This is a genomic window from Mesorhizobium sp. WSM4822, assembly GCF_055811155.1.
Genome location: NZ_JBVVQM010000005.1, coordinates 278,304 through 291,708 on the forward strand (window position 1 = coordinate 278,304; position 13,405 = coordinate 291,708).

A 13,405-nucleotide genomic window follows, 5' to 3' on the forward strand; every position below is an offset into this window, starting at 1 on the left:
CGATATTCAGGACGACATGACCACAGCACCCGCCCAGGCGGGGTGGCGATTCAGGCAGCCGAGCGTCATTCCGGGTTTCGGATTGACGCTCGGCTTCTCGCTTGCCTACCTCACCCTCATCATCCTCATCCCGCTATCCGGGCTGCTCTGGCGCTCGGCCGCCCTTGGCTGGCCTGAATTCTGGGCGATCGCCACCGATCGCCGCACCATCAATGCGCTGAGAATCAGCTTCGGCACCGCCTTCGTCGCGGCTGCGGTCAACGTCGTCTTCGGCACGCTGGTCGCATGGGTGCTGGTGCGCTACCGTTTCCCCGGCCGCCGCATCGTCGATGCCATGGTCGACCTGCCCTTCGCCCTGCCGACGGCTGTGGCCGGCATCGCGCTGACCACGCTCTACGCGCCGAACGGCTGGATCGGCAAATTGCTGATGCCGCTCGGCATCAAGGTCGCCTATACGCCGCTCGGTATCGTCATCGCGCTGATCTTCATCGGCCTGCCCTTCGTCGTGCGCACCGTGCAGCCGATCATGGAGGAGATCGACAAGGAAGTGGAGGAAGCCGCCGCCACGCTGGGCGCCAATCGCTTCCAGATCATCACCCGCATCCTGTTTCCGGGCTTGGCGCCGGCCATCGTCACCGGCTTCGCCCTCGCCTTCGCGCGTGGCGTCGGCGAATACGGCTCGGTCATCTTCATCGCCGGCAACTTGCCCTACAAATCAGAAATCGCACCCCTGCTGATCGTCATTCGGTTGGAGGAATACAATTATCCGGCGGCGACAGCGATCGCGGCGATCATGCTCGCTCTGTCGTTCATCATGCTTTTGGTCGTCAATCTCGCACAGTCATGGAGCCGCAAGCGCTATGGCTGACCCGGAGATCAAATCCTACGAACCGCATCATGAAAGCCAGTCGGCGGCGGTCACGGAAAGCCGCCCTGCGCGCCTGGCTCTGATGGCCGTCGCCTTCGCCTTCCTCGGCATTTTCCTGCTCTTGCCGCTGATCATCGTCTTCAACGAAGCCTTCGCCAAGGGCATCGGTGCCTACACCGAAGCGCTCGGCAGTGCCGACACGCGCTCGGCGATCCGGCTGACGCTGCTGGTGGCGGCGATCTCGGTGCCGCTCAACATCGTCTTCGGCATCTCCGCCGCCTGGGCGATCGCCAAGTTCGAGTTCAAGGGCAAGGCCTTCCTGACCACGCTGATCGACCTCCCCTTCTCGGTCTCGCCGGTCATATCGGGCCTCGTCTATGTGCTTCTGTTCGGCGCCCAGGGGCTGCTCGGCACCTGGCTGAAAGCGCATGGCATCGTCATCCTGTTTGCCGTGCCGGGCATCGTGCTGGCCACAATCTTCGTCACCTTCCCCTTCGTCGCCCGCGAGTTGATCCCGCTGATGCAGGAGCAAGGCAATGGCGACGAGGAGGCAGCGCTTTCGCTCGGCGCCAATGGCTGGCAGACCTTCTGGTACGTGACCTTGCCCAACGTCAAATGGGGGCTGCTCTACGGCGTGCTCCTGTGCAATGCGCGTGCCATGGGCGAGTTCGGCGCGGTATCGGTGGTGTCGGGCCACATACGCGGCCTGACCAACACCATGCCGCTGCATGTCGAAATCCTCTACAACGAGTACAACGCCGTCGGTGCCTTCGCCGTCGCTTCATTGCTTGCGGGCCTAGCGCTCGTCACGCTGGTCTTGAAAACACTTCTCGAGATGCGCTACGGCGCCGAGATCGCCGCGACACGCGGGCACTGACAAAGGGACCACTATGGAAGTTCGCGTTGCCAACGTGCGCAAGGAGTTTGACCGGTTTCCGGCGCTTCACGACGTGTCGCTCGACATCAAGTCGGGCGAACTGATCGCGTTGCTGGGACCGTCCGGTTCCGGCAAGACGACGCTGCTCAGGCTGATCGCCGGGCTGGAGCGGCCGACACGGGGAAAGATATTCTTCGGCGACGAGGACGCCTCGCACAAGTCCATCCAGGAGCGCAATGTCGGCTTTGTCTTCCAGCACTATGCGCTGTTCCGGCACATGACGGTGGCGGACAATATCGGCTTCGGCCTGAAGGTCCGGCACGGACCGTCGCGCCCGCCGGCGCAGGAGATCCGCCGTCGCGCCTCCGAGCTTCTGGACCTCGTCCAGCTTTCAGGGCTCGAAAAGCGCTATCCGGCGCAGCTCTCCGGCGGTCAGAGGCAGCGCGTGGCGCTGGCGCGCGCCATGGCGATCGAGCCCAAGGTGCTGCTGCTCGACGAGCCGTTCGGCGCGCTTGACGCGCAGGTGCGCCGGGAATTGCGCCGCTGGCTGCGCGAAATCCATGACGCCACCGGCCACACCACCGTCTTCGTCACCCACGACCAGGAAGAGGCGCTGGAGCTTGCCGACCGCGTCGTCGTGATGAGCCAGGGCCGCATCGAGCAGGTCGGCACCGCCGACGATATCTACGACACGCCGAACTCGCCCTTCGTCTACGGCTTCATCGGTGAATCGAGCTCGCTTCCCGTCAAGGTCGAGAATGGCGAAATCTGGCTCGCCGACCGTCCGATCGGGCTTGCCGCGCCCAACGAGCCCTCGGGCGATGCGACGCTCTACTTCCGCCCGCACGATGTCGAATTGCTGGACGGCTGCAGCGGCTGCATCGCCGGCACGGTCGCCGCCAGCCGCCGCGTGGCCGGCACGCGCCGGGTCGAGCTTGAGATAGGCGGAGAGCGCCAGCGGGTCGAAATCGAACTGCCTGTCGACCACCCTGCAGCGCAGAAAAGCCGGGTGGCGTTCCGCCCCGGACGCTGGAAGCTTTTTCCTGCGGCTTGATCCTCTGGTCTATGGCTACGCCAGCCAGTTCTCGACCTTCAGGCCCTTGATCCGGTTGAACTCTCCCGGGTTGGCGGTCACCAGCGTGGTGCCCAATGCACAGGCATGAGCGGCGATAAAAAGATCGTTGTGGCCAATGGTCTGGCCCGCGGCTTCAAGTTCGGCGCGGAGTCCGCCATACTCGGCATCCACCGGCACATCGAGCGGCAAGACAGGAATCTCGGCCAGCAAGTCTTCAACCTTCTTGAGCAGCTTGGCCGATCCCTTCTTGGCGCAGGCATATCGCAATTCCGAGGCGACCACGATGCTGGTGCAAACGGCGTCATCTCCCTCGCGCGACATTGCCCTCGCGGCCTTGCCAGCCGGGTTTCGGATCATGTCGCTGATAATGTTCGTATCCAGCATGAACCGCATCTAGAAAATGTCCTCGGATTTGACTGGCGTGTCGTAGATCTCGGGGAAGTCGTCTTCAGGATCGAGCGGCGGCTCTTTCGCCCACTGGGCGAGCAACGCGGTGAGGCCAGGTTTGCGAACCGGCTCGATGACAAGACGATCGCCTTCCCGGCTGATCAGGACTTTTTCGCCGGGAAGCTCGAACTCGACAGGAATGCGCACCGCCTGGCTGCGGTTGTTGCGAAACAGCTTCGCCTCCTTGGGCGGCGTTGTTGAATGTCGGCTCTGGGGCATGTTGCAGCTCTTTTGTATATGCCTTTTGTAGATGCCATGCAGCGCCGCAAAACAAGGCGCAGAAAAACTCCGACGAAGTTAGCATTCCCCTGGAACAGAATTCCAACATTCATCGACTTAGGCGACATATTTTCCTACGATGAGGCCACGAACCTACGGCGCATGCCTCGTCGCACACCACGCACCCCGGCTATGGTCCCACCATAAATTGCATCGGAGCCTGTTTTCATGAGACGATTTTTCCTCGGGCTTGCCACCGTCGCAGGCCTGTTCCTTGCATCCTCCCAAGCCTGGTCGGCCGACAAACTGCTCAATGCGTCCTATGACGTCGGCCGCGAACTGTTCGTGCAGGTGAACAAGGCCTTCATCGCGCAGCATCCGGGCGTCACGGTCGATCAGTCGCATGCCGGCACTTCGGCGCAGGCGCGTGCCATCGCCGAGGGCCTTGGCGCCGATGTCGTTACCTTCAACCAGGTCACCGACATCGACTTCCTGGTCAAGAAGGACCTCGTCTCGGCCGACTGGCAAAAGGATTTTCCCGACAACGCCTCGCCCTTCTATTCGCTGCCGTCCTTCCTTGTCCGCGCGGGCAATCCCAAGCATATCAAGGACTGGAACGATCTCGTGCGCGACGACGTGCAGGTGATTTTCCCAAATCCGAAAACCTCCGGCAATGCGCGCTACACCTATCTGGCGGCCACCGCCTACGCCAACGAAGCCTTCAAGGGCGACGAGGCCAAGGTGAAGGAGTTCATCACCAAGCTTTTCAACAACGTGCCGATTTTCGACACCGGCGGCCGCGCCGCGACCACCACCTTCGTGCAGCGCGAGATCGGTGATGTGCTGATCACCTTCGAGTCGGAGACGCGCGGCATTCGCAAGGAGTATGGCGACGGCAAGTTCGAGCAGGTCACTCCGACGGTCAGCCTGCTGGCCGAATTCCCCGTCGCGATCGTCGACAAGGTTGCCGACGAGCACGGCACGCGCGATCTGGCCAAGACCTATCTCGACTTCCTCTACACGCCGGAGGGCCAGGACATCGCCGCCCGCAACGGCCTCAGAGCCCGCGACGCCGCTGTGGCGGCAAAATACAAGGCCGATTTCCCCGATATCCGGCTGCTGACGGTGGAAGACGTCTTCGGCGGCTGGGACAAAGTGCAGAAAGAGCATTTCGCCGCTGGCGGCCTGCTCGACCAGACCTACGGCAGCCGCTGAAGGCCGCGATATCTGCGCAGTTGACGGAAAAGCCGGCGCCCTGCCGGCTTTTTTCGTTTTGAACGCCGAAAACCTGGTTATCAGCGGAATATCCGCCTTCTCAGTGCAAAACGTTACAAAGAATCAACGCGTTTGTGCCTAACTGCAATCCGGCGGCTTGTTTTCGCGAAACATCATCGCGCGGCGAAAACGTCATTATTTGCACACAAACAGTCGCCAGATGCGAGTGGTTGGGGCTTCAATGGGTTGATCTGGGCATGCTGACGAAAAAAGGCAAATACGGCCTCAAGGCCCTCGTGCATCTGTCCGGCCTGCCGGCCGGCCAATTGGCCTTCGTCAATGACATCGCGGTGGCCAACAACATCCCGAAGAAATTCCTCGATGCCATTCTGGGCGAGTTGCGCAACGCCGGCTTCGTCCAGAGCCGCAAAGGCAAGGAAGGCGGCTACCGCCTCGCCCGGCCGGCCTCCGAAATCAAGATCGGCCATGTCGTGCGCGTGCTGGATGGGCCGCTGGCGCCGATCCCTTGCGCCAGCCGCACGCAGTATCAGCGCTGCGAGGATTGCGACGAGGCGACCTGCCAGGTCCGCCACATGATGCTGGAGGTGCGGCAGGCGATCGCCGAAGTGCTGGACAATCGCAGCCTTGCCGCCATGCGCGACGCCGATAATGACGATTTCCCGGTTGAGCTGACGTCGCAGATATAACCACCCACTGCAAGCTGACCGCGCTCAGACAGATGAAGGAGGGAGTTCTCCAAATCCCGGGTTGCAAACACCCGAAATCACAGGAGAACCCCATACAGTTTGGCCTACCCGTTCACATTTGACGCAGCCTCGAATACAGCGCGTGCGGACGTCGTACCCGCTACGTGCTCCGTACCCGCCACACCGAGGTCCATCCATCCTGCATTCACGGCCTCGTACATTTCTTCGGCAGGTCCGCTGTGGCCCTTCGGGATGCCGAATTGTTCGAGCGCTTCCGCCCACCCTGCACGCGGGATTGCAAAGGCTTTCACGTCGAGGTTCAGGACTTCGCCCAATTGCTCGGCGACGTCGTCCGCGCTGACCATCGAACCAAGCTCGACGATGCGCTGCCCTGACCACGTTGGCCCGGTCAGAAGCGTTGCGAATTCCGCGCCGATGTCGTTCGTCGCGACCATGGTCGATTTCCGGTTTGTCGGATTGTAGAAAGCCGGCAGCGTTCCGCCCTGCGCGACCTGCAACCCGAAAAGAAAATTCTCGAAGAATCCGCCTGCGCGCACAAAAGCAACTGGCGATGTCAGGCCGCGAAAACCTTGCTCCAGAAGGGACAAGGCCGCGATCACCCCGTGCCCGCTGGTTCTGTTCGCGCCCATCGACGAAAGCGCAACCACTCGCGGCGGCGCTGCCTTGGTGAGCGCCTCGACATAGCTTGCAATCACGCCCTTTGCTTCCTTGTAATCGGGCGAAGGCGCCCAGACAGGAGGCAGCATGACGAACGCGCCTTCGACGCCTTCGAGCGCCCGCTCGATGGCTGCCGAATCATTCCAATCGCCGTCAACCAGCTCCACGCCCCGGTTCGCCCAGCTCAACGCCTTCTCGCGGTCGCGGACCAGCGCGCGCACCTTTTTGCCTTGCGCTAGCAAATGCCTTGCCGTCGCGCCGCCCACGTTTCCGGTGATTCCCATTACTAAGAACATGTGTTTTCTCCTGATGTTGAGGGACAGAACTGCCCCTGTTGGTTCAATGGATGAGCGGCAGAATGGCCCGGATACGGGGATCGCGTAGATAGAGGCCGCCCCAGGTCATCGCGCCCAGAAGCAGGGAAATGATTTCCGGCGGCGATCCCAACTCACCGATGCGGAGATGGGCGCAGATGGCACCTCCCAAAAAGCCCGTCACCAGGATCGCGCCGAGGACGGCGGTGACCGGGATGGCGTAGAGGATGGCGCAGGCGAGGATGATCGGACCCACGACGCGCGTCAGGTCCATCGCGAACCCGGTTTCCTGCAACATGCTCGCGACCCGTGCCGGCGCGAAAAGCTGAACAGTGCCGTCTGTCATCAAAGCGATAACGACAAACGCGCTCATTATCCGGCCGCCCCACAGGGCGCGATGCAAGGTCATAGTTTCAGGTGTCTGATGCAGGTTCACAGTTTCAGACACTTGTCATTCTCCGATGGGGTGATCCCATATTCGAAGCTTACTGTGCCTCTCAGGCGTGATAAACACCGAGGAAATGAACCGACTGTTCTCTTTTTTGGAAACAATACCGGGAAACGAAAATGCAAAATCTCGAACCCATCCTCATTTTCATAACGGTAGCGGAAATGGGGAGCTTCACCCGCGCAGCCGACAGCCTGGGCATCCACAAGGGGAGAGCCTCAACGGCGGTCCGGAAGCTGGAAGAAGATCTCGGTGTCAGGCTCCTGCACCGGACGACGCGCAGCGTGCGGTTGACGGAAGACGGACGCGCATTTCATGCCCGTGCCCGCGATCTGCTCGCTGAAGTCGATGATCTGCACTCGATGTTCGCAGGCGATCGCGTGGCACTTCGCGGGCGTTTGCGGGTCGACCTTCCGACCGAAGTGGCGCGCACAACTATCGTGCCGGCCTTGCCGGATTTCATGGCGGCGCACCCCCAATTGGAGCTGGAGGTGTCGAGTACGGACCGGCAAGTCGATCTGGTTCAAGAGGGGTTCGATTGTGTATTGCGGCTTGGACCCATTCGCGACGAAACGCTGATCGCCCGCCCGTTGGGCCTGTTGCGCATGGCCAACGCTGCCAGTCCCGCCTATCTGGCGCGCCATGGCGTCCCTCGGTCGCTGGATGATCTCCAGCGTCAGGAACATAGGACAATTCACTTTTCGACGGTGCTGGGCGCGAGACCCTATGGATGGGAATATCCGGACGGCGACAGCTACGCGACGCTTCAGTTGCCAGGTGCGCTGCACGTCAACAGCGCGCAGACCTACGAAGCCGCCGCCCTCGCCGGCCTTGGTGTGATTCAGGCGCCACTTTTGGGCATTGGCCGATACTTGGAGAGTGGAGCGCTTGTCGAGATCATACCCGATTTTCGTCGACGGGCGCTCGCCGTATCCCTCGTCGTCGCACATCGGAGCAATCTGTCGCGCCGAGTCCGCGCATTCATGAAATGGATCGAAGATGTGCTGACGCCGTATATGGAATAGCGACTGCCGGTCAGCGATCAGCGGTCCGGCGTCGCGGGCGCCAGCTCGCGTTGCACGCGCCTGTCCCCCAGGTATAGGGCAAGCGAAATTTGCAGAAGTCTTGAGCGCGGACATGACCTTGCACGTCCCAAGCCGACGCAGTAAAGCGGGGGTCGAAGAACGGGCTGGACCGATGAGGCTGTGGTGGTTCGCAAAATCCCGCAAGGCCGCCCGCAAGCTGCCATCGGCAGCCAGTTTCCGCACTGAAATCATCGCCGACGTCTTCGTCCCGGAACGGGCGGAGGACGTGCGCTTCTTCAGCCGCAAGCTGGTTCACCCCGGCCGGCTTCGCCGCTTTTCCAACAAGGACCTTCGGGAAGGCCTGCTGTCCGTCTTCTATCTCGTGGTGGCAGCGGCGCTGCCGGTGCGCTGGTGGGCGCCGATCTGCGGCCGCATATCGAGGTTTCGCCTGAAGCGCCATATGCGCAAGGAATTCCCGGCCTACGCGGCCGCGACACGCGCGGTGCTTGGCGATGGTATCGATACACGCAAGCTGTTCGAGGGATTGCAGGCGGCGCGCCATCGGCGCCGCCTGCAGCTCGCCGCACATCTGGTGGCTGGCCGCTGGTCGCCGACGATCCGGCTGGAGGGGCTGGAGGGGCTGCGGTCGGCCTTGCAGCGCGGCCACGGCGCCATCCTCTGGTGCGATCAATTCACCGCCCAGACCATCATCGGCAAGCGCGCGCTATACGAGGCCGGTGTCGAGGCGCATCAGGTGAGCGTCAACACCCACGGTATTTCCGAAAGCGCGTTCGGCCTGCGTTTCCTCAACCCGCCGCTAGTCAATGTCGAAAACCGGTTCCTGAAAAGCCGGGTCGTCTTTGATCGCGACGACGCCTATCAGGTCACCATCCGCATCCAGAAGATCCTGAAGCAGAATGGCGTGGTGACGATGACCAACACCGTCCATGCCGGCACGACTTTCACCGAGGCAGCCATGGGCGAAAGCGGCTGGACGCATCTCGCCTCGGCGCCGGCGAATTTTGCCGCCAGGGGCCGAACCGCCCTGTTTGCCATGTCGACCTTCGAAGTGGTTCCCTTCATCGAGTACCAGGCCGTGCTCAGCCCCGAGTTGACGCCGGAGGCGTCTGTCACCCCGGCAAAGGACACCGCCAGGGATGGCGCCAAGAACATGGCTGTGCAGGCGCACTACATCCTGCTCAAGCGCGACCGCCTGCTGGAAGCGCTGAGGCTCTACCCCGAGCAGATGCTGACGTGGTCCCGCCGGCAGCGGCTGACCGAGGCGCCGGACAGCACCGGCATCGGAATGGATGAAGGCTCATGACCGGCGTATCAGGCGGACCGCGCCGGCGACGAGCTCACCGACCGGACGTGTGGCATCGAGTGTCAAGGCGCGCTCTTCCGCAACCGGCGGCTCGAGGGTGGCGAACTGGCTGTCGACCAGGCTTGCCGGCATGAAATGGCCTTTGCGGCTGCCGACACGCTGCCTGGCCGTGGCAGGGTCGATCTTCAAATAGAGGAAGACGATTTCCGGGCAGAAGCTGCTCAGCCGGTCGCGGTAGCTGCGCTTCAGTGCCGAGCAGGCGGCAATCACGCCCTGTCCGCTGCCCACCGACTCCGCGATGCGCTCGCCGATCGCGTCGAGCCAGCCTTCGCGCAGTTGATCGGTAAGCGGTTCGCCGCTTGCCATGCGTGCGACGTTTTCCGGCGGATGCAGCTTGTCGCCCTCGATAAAGGCAACGCCCAGAGCGGCGGCAAGCCCGATGCCCACCGCCGACTTGCCGCAGCCGGCGACGCCCATAACCACGATGGCCGGCACCGAGCCGGGGGCGCTCGTCGGCGCCTGTGCTGCCGCTCCGTCCACGGTCAGCGGCTTGCCGGCGCGCGGCCGTAGAGCAGCAGCATGGCGACAATGACGACGCCATAGATGATCTGCCGCCCCGCCTCCGGCATCTGCATGACGGAGAGGATGGACTGCAGCAGCGTGATGAGGATGACACCGGCGACCGTGCCGAGATAGGAGCCGCGCCCGCCCAGGATCGAGGTGCCGCCAAGCACCACCGCGGCGATCGACGGCAGCAGATAAGCGTCGCCCATCGACTGCGCCGCCTTGGAGGCATAGCCAGCCAGAAGCACGCCGCCGAAAGCCGAGAGCCCGCCAGAGACGGCGAAGGCGACCATCACCACGCGCCGCGTATCGATGCCGGAGAGATACGCCGCGCGTTCGCGGTTGCCGATGCCGTAGACGGTGCGGCCGAAGCTGGTACGGGTCAGCACGAACACCATCGCGGCTCCGATCAGCGCCCAGATGATGACCGCGTTGGGCACGCCCGGAATGGCGAAGCCGGTCGCTAGGTAGCGCATCGCGCCCGTTGCCGAATCCTGCGGCGAGAAGCCGCCGGTGTAGACCACCATCAGCCCTTGCGCGACAGCGTTGGTGGCCAATGTGATGATCATCGAGGGGATGCGCAGATAGGCGACGCCGATGCCGTTGACGACGCCGATCAGCATGCCGCAGAAAATACCGAACGGAATGGCCAGCGCCACGCCGACCGGGCCGTACGCCGCCGCAGCGCAGGCCATCATGGCGCCCGCCGCCACCGCCCATGGCACCGACAGGTCGATCTGACCGAGCAGGATGACCAGCATCATGCCGGTTGCGATGACGCCGAGGAACGAAGCCACCTTGAGCTGCTGCAGAAGATATTCAGGCGACAGGAAGCTTCTGGAATAGAGGCTGCCCAGGAACAGCAAGAGAACGATGCAGGCAAAGGCCGTCAGCACCGCCGGATCGGCGCGGCGGATGAATCTGGGCATGCGGCCGGCAATACCGCCAAGCGTCGTTTCGCTCACAGGAACCACTCCAGCCGGTTGCGGACCCGAAACAGGGCGAAGGCGCCGAGGCTGACGGCGACCAGCAGGATAACGCCCTGGAACAGCGGCTGCCAGAGCGGATCGAAATCGAAGACGAACAACAGGTCGCCGATGGTGCGGAAGGCCAGCGCGCCGAAGATGGCGCCGATGGCGCTGCCCTTGCCGCCGAACAGCGAGACGCCGCCGAGCACCACGGCTGCGATCGAAAACAGCGTGTAGGAGTTGCCGCTGGCATAGGCCGCCTCGCCCGTATAGGTGAAGAAAGTCAGGAACAGTCCGCCGATCGCCGCCAGCAGGCCGGCCAGCGTGTAGGCAGCGAACTTGCCGCGCCGGATCGGCACACCCGACATGTAGGCCGCCGTCTCCGATGAGCCTGCCGCGTAGGCGGCGCGGCCGAGCACCGAGCGGCTGAACGGCACCCAGATCACCAGCACGATGGCCAGCAGGACGACCAGGCTCGCCGGCACCACGCCGAACACACGGCCGGTCAGCGCATCGGCCAGATCCTCATTGACCGAGCCGCCCGGGAATGGCCGCAGCAAAAGGCCGATGCCGTAATAGACGGCGCCAGTGGCAATGGTGGCGACAATCGGCTGCAGCCGGCCATAGATGACGATGGCGCCGTTGATCGCGCCGCACAACAGCCCCACCGCCAGCACGGCGATGACACCGAGCGTCGTCTGCATCGGCGTGCCGACCACCAGCCAGGAGGCGAGGCAGTTGGTGAGCAGGAAGATCATACCGACGGACAAGTCGATGCCGGCGGTGATCACCACCAGCGTCTGCGCCATGGCGACAAAGGCGAGCAGCACGCCCTTGTTCGACGCCGTCTGCACGACATTGGCGGTGAAGCCCGCCGGATGGTTTGAGGTGTAGATGACGAACATGACGATGAAGATGCCGAGCGCCAGCAGCGTTCCGCGCTGCTCGGCCAGCCAGTAGCGCCAATCTTTCACGCGCTTGCTCCCAGGCCCACCGGGCTCTCCTCGCCATGGATGTTGAGCGCGCTTGATATCAGCGCCCGCTCGGTGATCTCGGCACCAACCAACTCGCGCTTGACCGCCCCGTCATAGAGCACCAGCACACGGTCGCAGCAGCCGATCAGTTCGTCATAGTCGGTCGAGTAGAACAGGATCGCAGCACCCGCGTCGGCCAGTTTGCGCATCAGCTGGTACAGCTCCTGCTTGGTGCCGACGTCGATGCCGCGCGTCGGATCGTTGAGCAGGATGATGCGTGGCTGGCGCATCAGCCATTTGGCGATGACCACTTTCTGCTGGTTGCCGCCCGAAAGCGCGCCGACCGGAATGTCGAGGCCTGCCGTCTTGATCGCCAGGAGGCCGACCATGTCGTCGATCAGCCGCTGCTCGGCGGCACGGTCGATGATGCCGGCTTTCGACAGCCGGTCGAGCGCCGCGAAGGACAGGTTCTCGCGCACCGTCATCGGCAGCATCAGCCCTTCGGTCTTGCGGTCCTCGGGAATCAGCGCCATGCCGATGCCGTCGTCGCGCGCAACGGATGGGCTGGTGATCGAGACCGACTTGCCGTCGATCAGGATCTGGCCGCTGAGGCCCCGCAGCACGCCGAAGAAGGCGAGCAGCAATTCGCGCTGGCCCTGGCCGTCGAGGCCGCCAAGGCCGACCACCTCACCTGCCCTGACGGTCAGCGAGATGTCGTGCAGCCGGTCGGCCCATGAGAGCTTGCGGCCCTCAAGCCTGGGGGCCGCGGTGGCAGGCACGGCCGCCGGCTTGGGCGGAAAGATATGGCTGTATTCGCGGCCGATCATCAGTTCGACCACCTCATTGTCGCTCTTCGAGCCGGCTGGATAGCTGGCGACATTGCGGCCGTTGCGGAACACCGTGCACTGATCCGCCAGTTCGGCGATCTCGTTCATGCGGTGCGAGATGTAAAGCAGCGCCAGCCCTTCCGAGCGCAGCCGCTTGAGCACTGCGAAGATCTTCGAGACATCCGCTGCCGTCAGCGCCGAGGTCGCTTCGTCAAGGATGAGGATGCGCGGCTTGCGTGCCAATGCCTTGGCGATCTCGACCATCTGGCGGCGCGACAATGGCAGGTCCTTGACCAGCGCCAGCGGGTGGATGTCGGCGGCGCCGGCGCGAGCAAGTGCTTCTTCGGCTATGCGGCGCTGTGCCTTGCGGTCGATCATGCCGAAGCGTTTGGGCGGATCGGAAATGACGATGTTGTCGGCCACGCTGAGCTCAGGGACCAGCGACAGTTCCTGGAAGATGCAGACGATGCCGGCCTTGTTGGCGGCCCCCGGAGAAGCGAAGGTCGCCTCGCGCCCGTCCAGCGTCATGCGGCCCTCATCGGGCGCCACGACACCTGCCATGACCTTGATCAACGTCGACTTGCCGGCGCCGTTTTCACCGAGAATGGCGTGGATGCTGCCGGCTTCGACGACAAGCTCGGCCTTCTCCAGCGCGCGTACACCGCCATAGCGCTTGGATATGCCTTCCATACGAAAGAGCGGAGCCGCACCGTCCATCGGCCCTCCCAGGGCGATTGTGGGATTGAGACAAGCGCCCCCGCGCAAACCCCCGCGCCACGGGGCAGACACTGATGAATTTAATTTTTTACATTTTGAGTACCAAGATTTAAAGGGGGGGGAAAATTATTGCGGAGGGGGGGAATGAATTTACGACG

15 protein-coding genes are annotated in these 13,405 nt (G+C 63.1%); 7 read left to right on the top strand and 8 right to left on the bottom strand.

Annotated elements, in window-relative coordinates; translation table 11 throughout:
• Positions 1-16 precede the first annotated feature (16 nt).
• Genes cysT through AC0L3E_RS14375 form a run of 3 tightly spaced genes read left to right on the top strand, consistent with a single transcriptional unit; the run spans position 17 to position 2,799 of the window.
• The gene (gene cysT, locus AC0L3E_RS14365) at positions 17-868 is read left to right on the top strand and encodes a sulfate ABC transporter permease subunit CysT (RefSeq protein WP_013530875.1); all 852 of its coding nucleotides are present in this window, start codon (positions 17-19) and stop codon (positions 866-868) included.
• A complete protein-coding gene (cysW, locus tag AC0L3E_RS14370) occupies positions 861-1,745 on the top strand; it encodes a sulfate ABC transporter permease subunit CysW (protein ID WP_127270916.1) in 885 nt (294 codons plus the stop codon). The genes cysT and cysW overlap by 8 nt, the downstream gene beginning before the upstream one ends.
• Before the next feature lie 13 nt (positions 1,746-1,758).
• Positions 1,759-2,799 carry a sulfate/molybdate ABC transporter ATP-binding protein gene (locus tag AC0L3E_RS14375; RefSeq protein ID WP_127381770.1) on the top strand — a complete coding sequence of 347 codons (1,041 nt, stop codon included), beginning with the start codon at positions 1,759-1,761 and terminating at the stop codon, positions 2,797-2,799.
• 15 nt (positions 2,800-2,814) lie between these two features.
• On the opposite strand, the gene AC0L3E_RS14380 is transcribed toward AC0L3E_RS14375, so the two are convergent.
• Complete coding sequence (locus AC0L3E_RS14380) at positions 2,815-3,213, bottom strand: PIN domain-containing protein (RefSeq protein ID WP_473605009.1); 399 nt, start codon at positions 3,211-3,213, stop codon at positions 2,815-2,817.
• Positions 3,214-3,486 (bottom strand): antitoxin, encoded by a 273-nt coding sequence (locus tag AC0L3E_RS14385; protein WP_127271402.1) that lies wholly within the window; start codon positions 3,484-3,486, stop codon positions 3,214-3,216.
• 228 nt (positions 3,487-3,714) lie between these two features.
• On the opposite strand from AC0L3E_RS14385, the gene AC0L3E_RS14390 reads away from it, so the two are divergent.
• Together AC0L3E_RS14390 and AC0L3E_RS14395 are read left to right on the top strand one after the other, a co-directional pair.
• Positions 3,715-4,701, top strand: a complete 987-nt coding sequence (locus tag AC0L3E_RS14390) for a sulfate ABC transporter substrate-binding protein (protein WP_128307923.1) — start codon at positions 3,715-3,717, stop codon at positions 4,699-4,701.
• 257 nt (positions 4,702-4,958) lie between these two features.
• Positions 4,959-5,408, top strand: a complete 450-nt coding sequence (locus tag AC0L3E_RS14395; RefSeq protein WP_013530871.1) for an RrF2 family transcriptional regulator — start codon at positions 4,959-4,961, stop codon at positions 5,406-5,408.
• Between the two features lie 104 nt (positions 5,409-5,512).
• On the opposite strand, the gene AC0L3E_RS14400 is transcribed toward AC0L3E_RS14395, so the two are convergent.
• Both AC0L3E_RS14400 and AC0L3E_RS14405 read right to left on the bottom strand, forming a co-directional pair.
• The gene (locus AC0L3E_RS14400) at positions 5,513-6,382 is read right to left on the bottom strand and encodes an NmrA family NAD(P)-binding protein (protein WP_128307924.1); all 870 of its coding nucleotides are present in this window, start codon (positions 6,380-6,382) and stop codon (positions 5,513-5,515) included.
• Positions 6,383-6,425: 43 nt separating this feature from the next.
• Positions 6,426-6,848 carry a DoxX family protein gene (locus AC0L3E_RS14405; RefSeq protein WP_128307925.1) on the bottom strand — a complete coding sequence of 141 codons (423 nt, stop codon included), beginning with the start codon at positions 6,846-6,848 and terminating at the stop codon, positions 6,426-6,428.
• A 119-nt stretch (positions 6,849-6,967) separates the two neighbouring features.
• On the opposite strand from AC0L3E_RS14405, the gene AC0L3E_RS14410 reads away from it, so the two are divergent.
• Complete coding sequence (locus AC0L3E_RS14410; RefSeq protein ID WP_128307926.1) at positions 6,968-7,873, top strand: LysR family transcriptional regulator; 906 nt, start codon at positions 6,968-6,970, stop codon at positions 7,871-7,873.
• Between the two features lie 172 nt (positions 7,874-8,045).
• The gene (locus AC0L3E_RS14415) at positions 8,046-9,197 is read left to right on the top strand and encodes a hypothetical protein (protein WP_473605011.1); all 1,152 of its coding nucleotides are present in this window, start codon (positions 8,046-8,048) and stop codon (positions 9,195-9,197) included.
• Here the strand turns inward: AC0L3E_RS14415 and AC0L3E_RS14420 are convergent.
• Genes AC0L3E_RS14420 through AC0L3E_RS14435 form a run of 4 tightly spaced genes read right to left on the bottom strand, consistent with a single transcriptional unit; the run spans position 9,192 to position 13,247 of the window.
• Positions 9,192-9,737 (bottom strand): gluconokinase, encoded by a 546-nt coding sequence (locus tag AC0L3E_RS14420; RefSeq protein ID WP_473605012.1) that lies wholly within the window; start codon positions 9,735-9,737, stop codon positions 9,192-9,194. The genes AC0L3E_RS14415 and AC0L3E_RS14420 overlap by 6 nt on opposite strands.
• Positions 9,738-9,739: 2 nt before the next feature.
• The gene (locus AC0L3E_RS14425) at positions 9,740-10,726 is read right to left on the bottom strand and encodes an ABC transporter permease (protein WP_127809939.1); all 987 of its coding nucleotides are present in this window, start codon (positions 10,724-10,726) and stop codon (positions 9,740-9,742) included.
• Complete coding sequence (locus AC0L3E_RS14430; protein ID WP_127270185.1) at positions 10,723-11,703, bottom strand: ABC transporter permease; 981 nt, start codon at positions 11,701-11,703, stop codon at positions 10,723-10,725. The genes AC0L3E_RS14425 and AC0L3E_RS14430 overlap by 4 nt, the downstream gene beginning before the upstream one ends.
• Positions 11,700-13,247: a sugar ABC transporter ATP-binding protein gene (locus AC0L3E_RS14435; RefSeq protein WP_128307930.1), complete on the bottom strand. Its 1,548-nt coding sequence runs from the start codon at positions 13,245-13,247 to the stop codon at positions 11,700-11,702. The genes AC0L3E_RS14430 and AC0L3E_RS14435 overlap by 4 nt, the downstream gene beginning before the upstream one ends.
• Positions 13,248-13,405 lie beyond the last annotated feature (158 nt).

Bases quoted from the DNA above. Each gene is read 5' to 3' on its own strand.
- cysT (WP_013530875.1), top strand. From the start codon at position 17: ATGACCACAGCACCCGCCCAGGCGGGGTGGCGATTCAGGCAGCCGAGC.
- cysW (WP_127270916.1), top strand. From the start codon at position 861: ATGGCTGACCCGGAGATCAAATCCTACGAACCGCATCATGAAAGCCAG.
- AC0L3E_RS14375 (WP_127381770.1), top strand. From the start codon at position 1,759: ATGGAAGTTCGCGTTGCCAACGTGCGCAAGGAGTTTGACCGGTTTCCG.
- AC0L3E_RS14380 (WP_473605009.1), bottom strand. From the start codon at position 3,213: ATGCGGTTCATGCTGGATACGAACATTATCAGCGACATGATCCGAAAC.
- AC0L3E_RS14385 (WP_127271402.1), bottom strand. From the start codon at position 3,486: ATGCCCCAGAGCCGACATTCAACAACGCCGCCCAAGGAGGCGAAGCTG.
- AC0L3E_RS14390 (WP_128307923.1), top strand. From the start codon at position 3,715: ATGAGACGATTTTTCCTCGGGCTTGCCACCGTCGCAGGCCTGTTCCTT.
- AC0L3E_RS14395 (WP_013530871.1), top strand. From the start codon at position 4,959: ATGCTGACGAAAAAAGGCAAATACGGCCTCAAGGCCCTCGTGCATCTG.
- AC0L3E_RS14400 (WP_128307924.1), bottom strand. From the start codon at position 6,382: ATGTTCTTAGTAATGGGAATCACCGGAAACGTGGGCGGCGCGACGGCA.
- AC0L3E_RS14410 (WP_128307926.1), top strand. From the start codon at position 6,968: ATGCAAAATCTCGAACCCATCCTCATTTTCATAACGGTAGCGGAAATG.
- AC0L3E_RS14415 (WP_473605011.1), top strand. From the start codon at position 8,046: ATGAGGCTGTGGTGGTTCGCAAAATCCCGCAAGGCCGCCCGCAAGCTG.
- AC0L3E_RS14435 (WP_128307930.1), bottom strand. From the start codon at position 13,247: ATGGACGGTGCGGCTCCGCTCTTTCGTATGGAAGGCATATCCAAGCGC.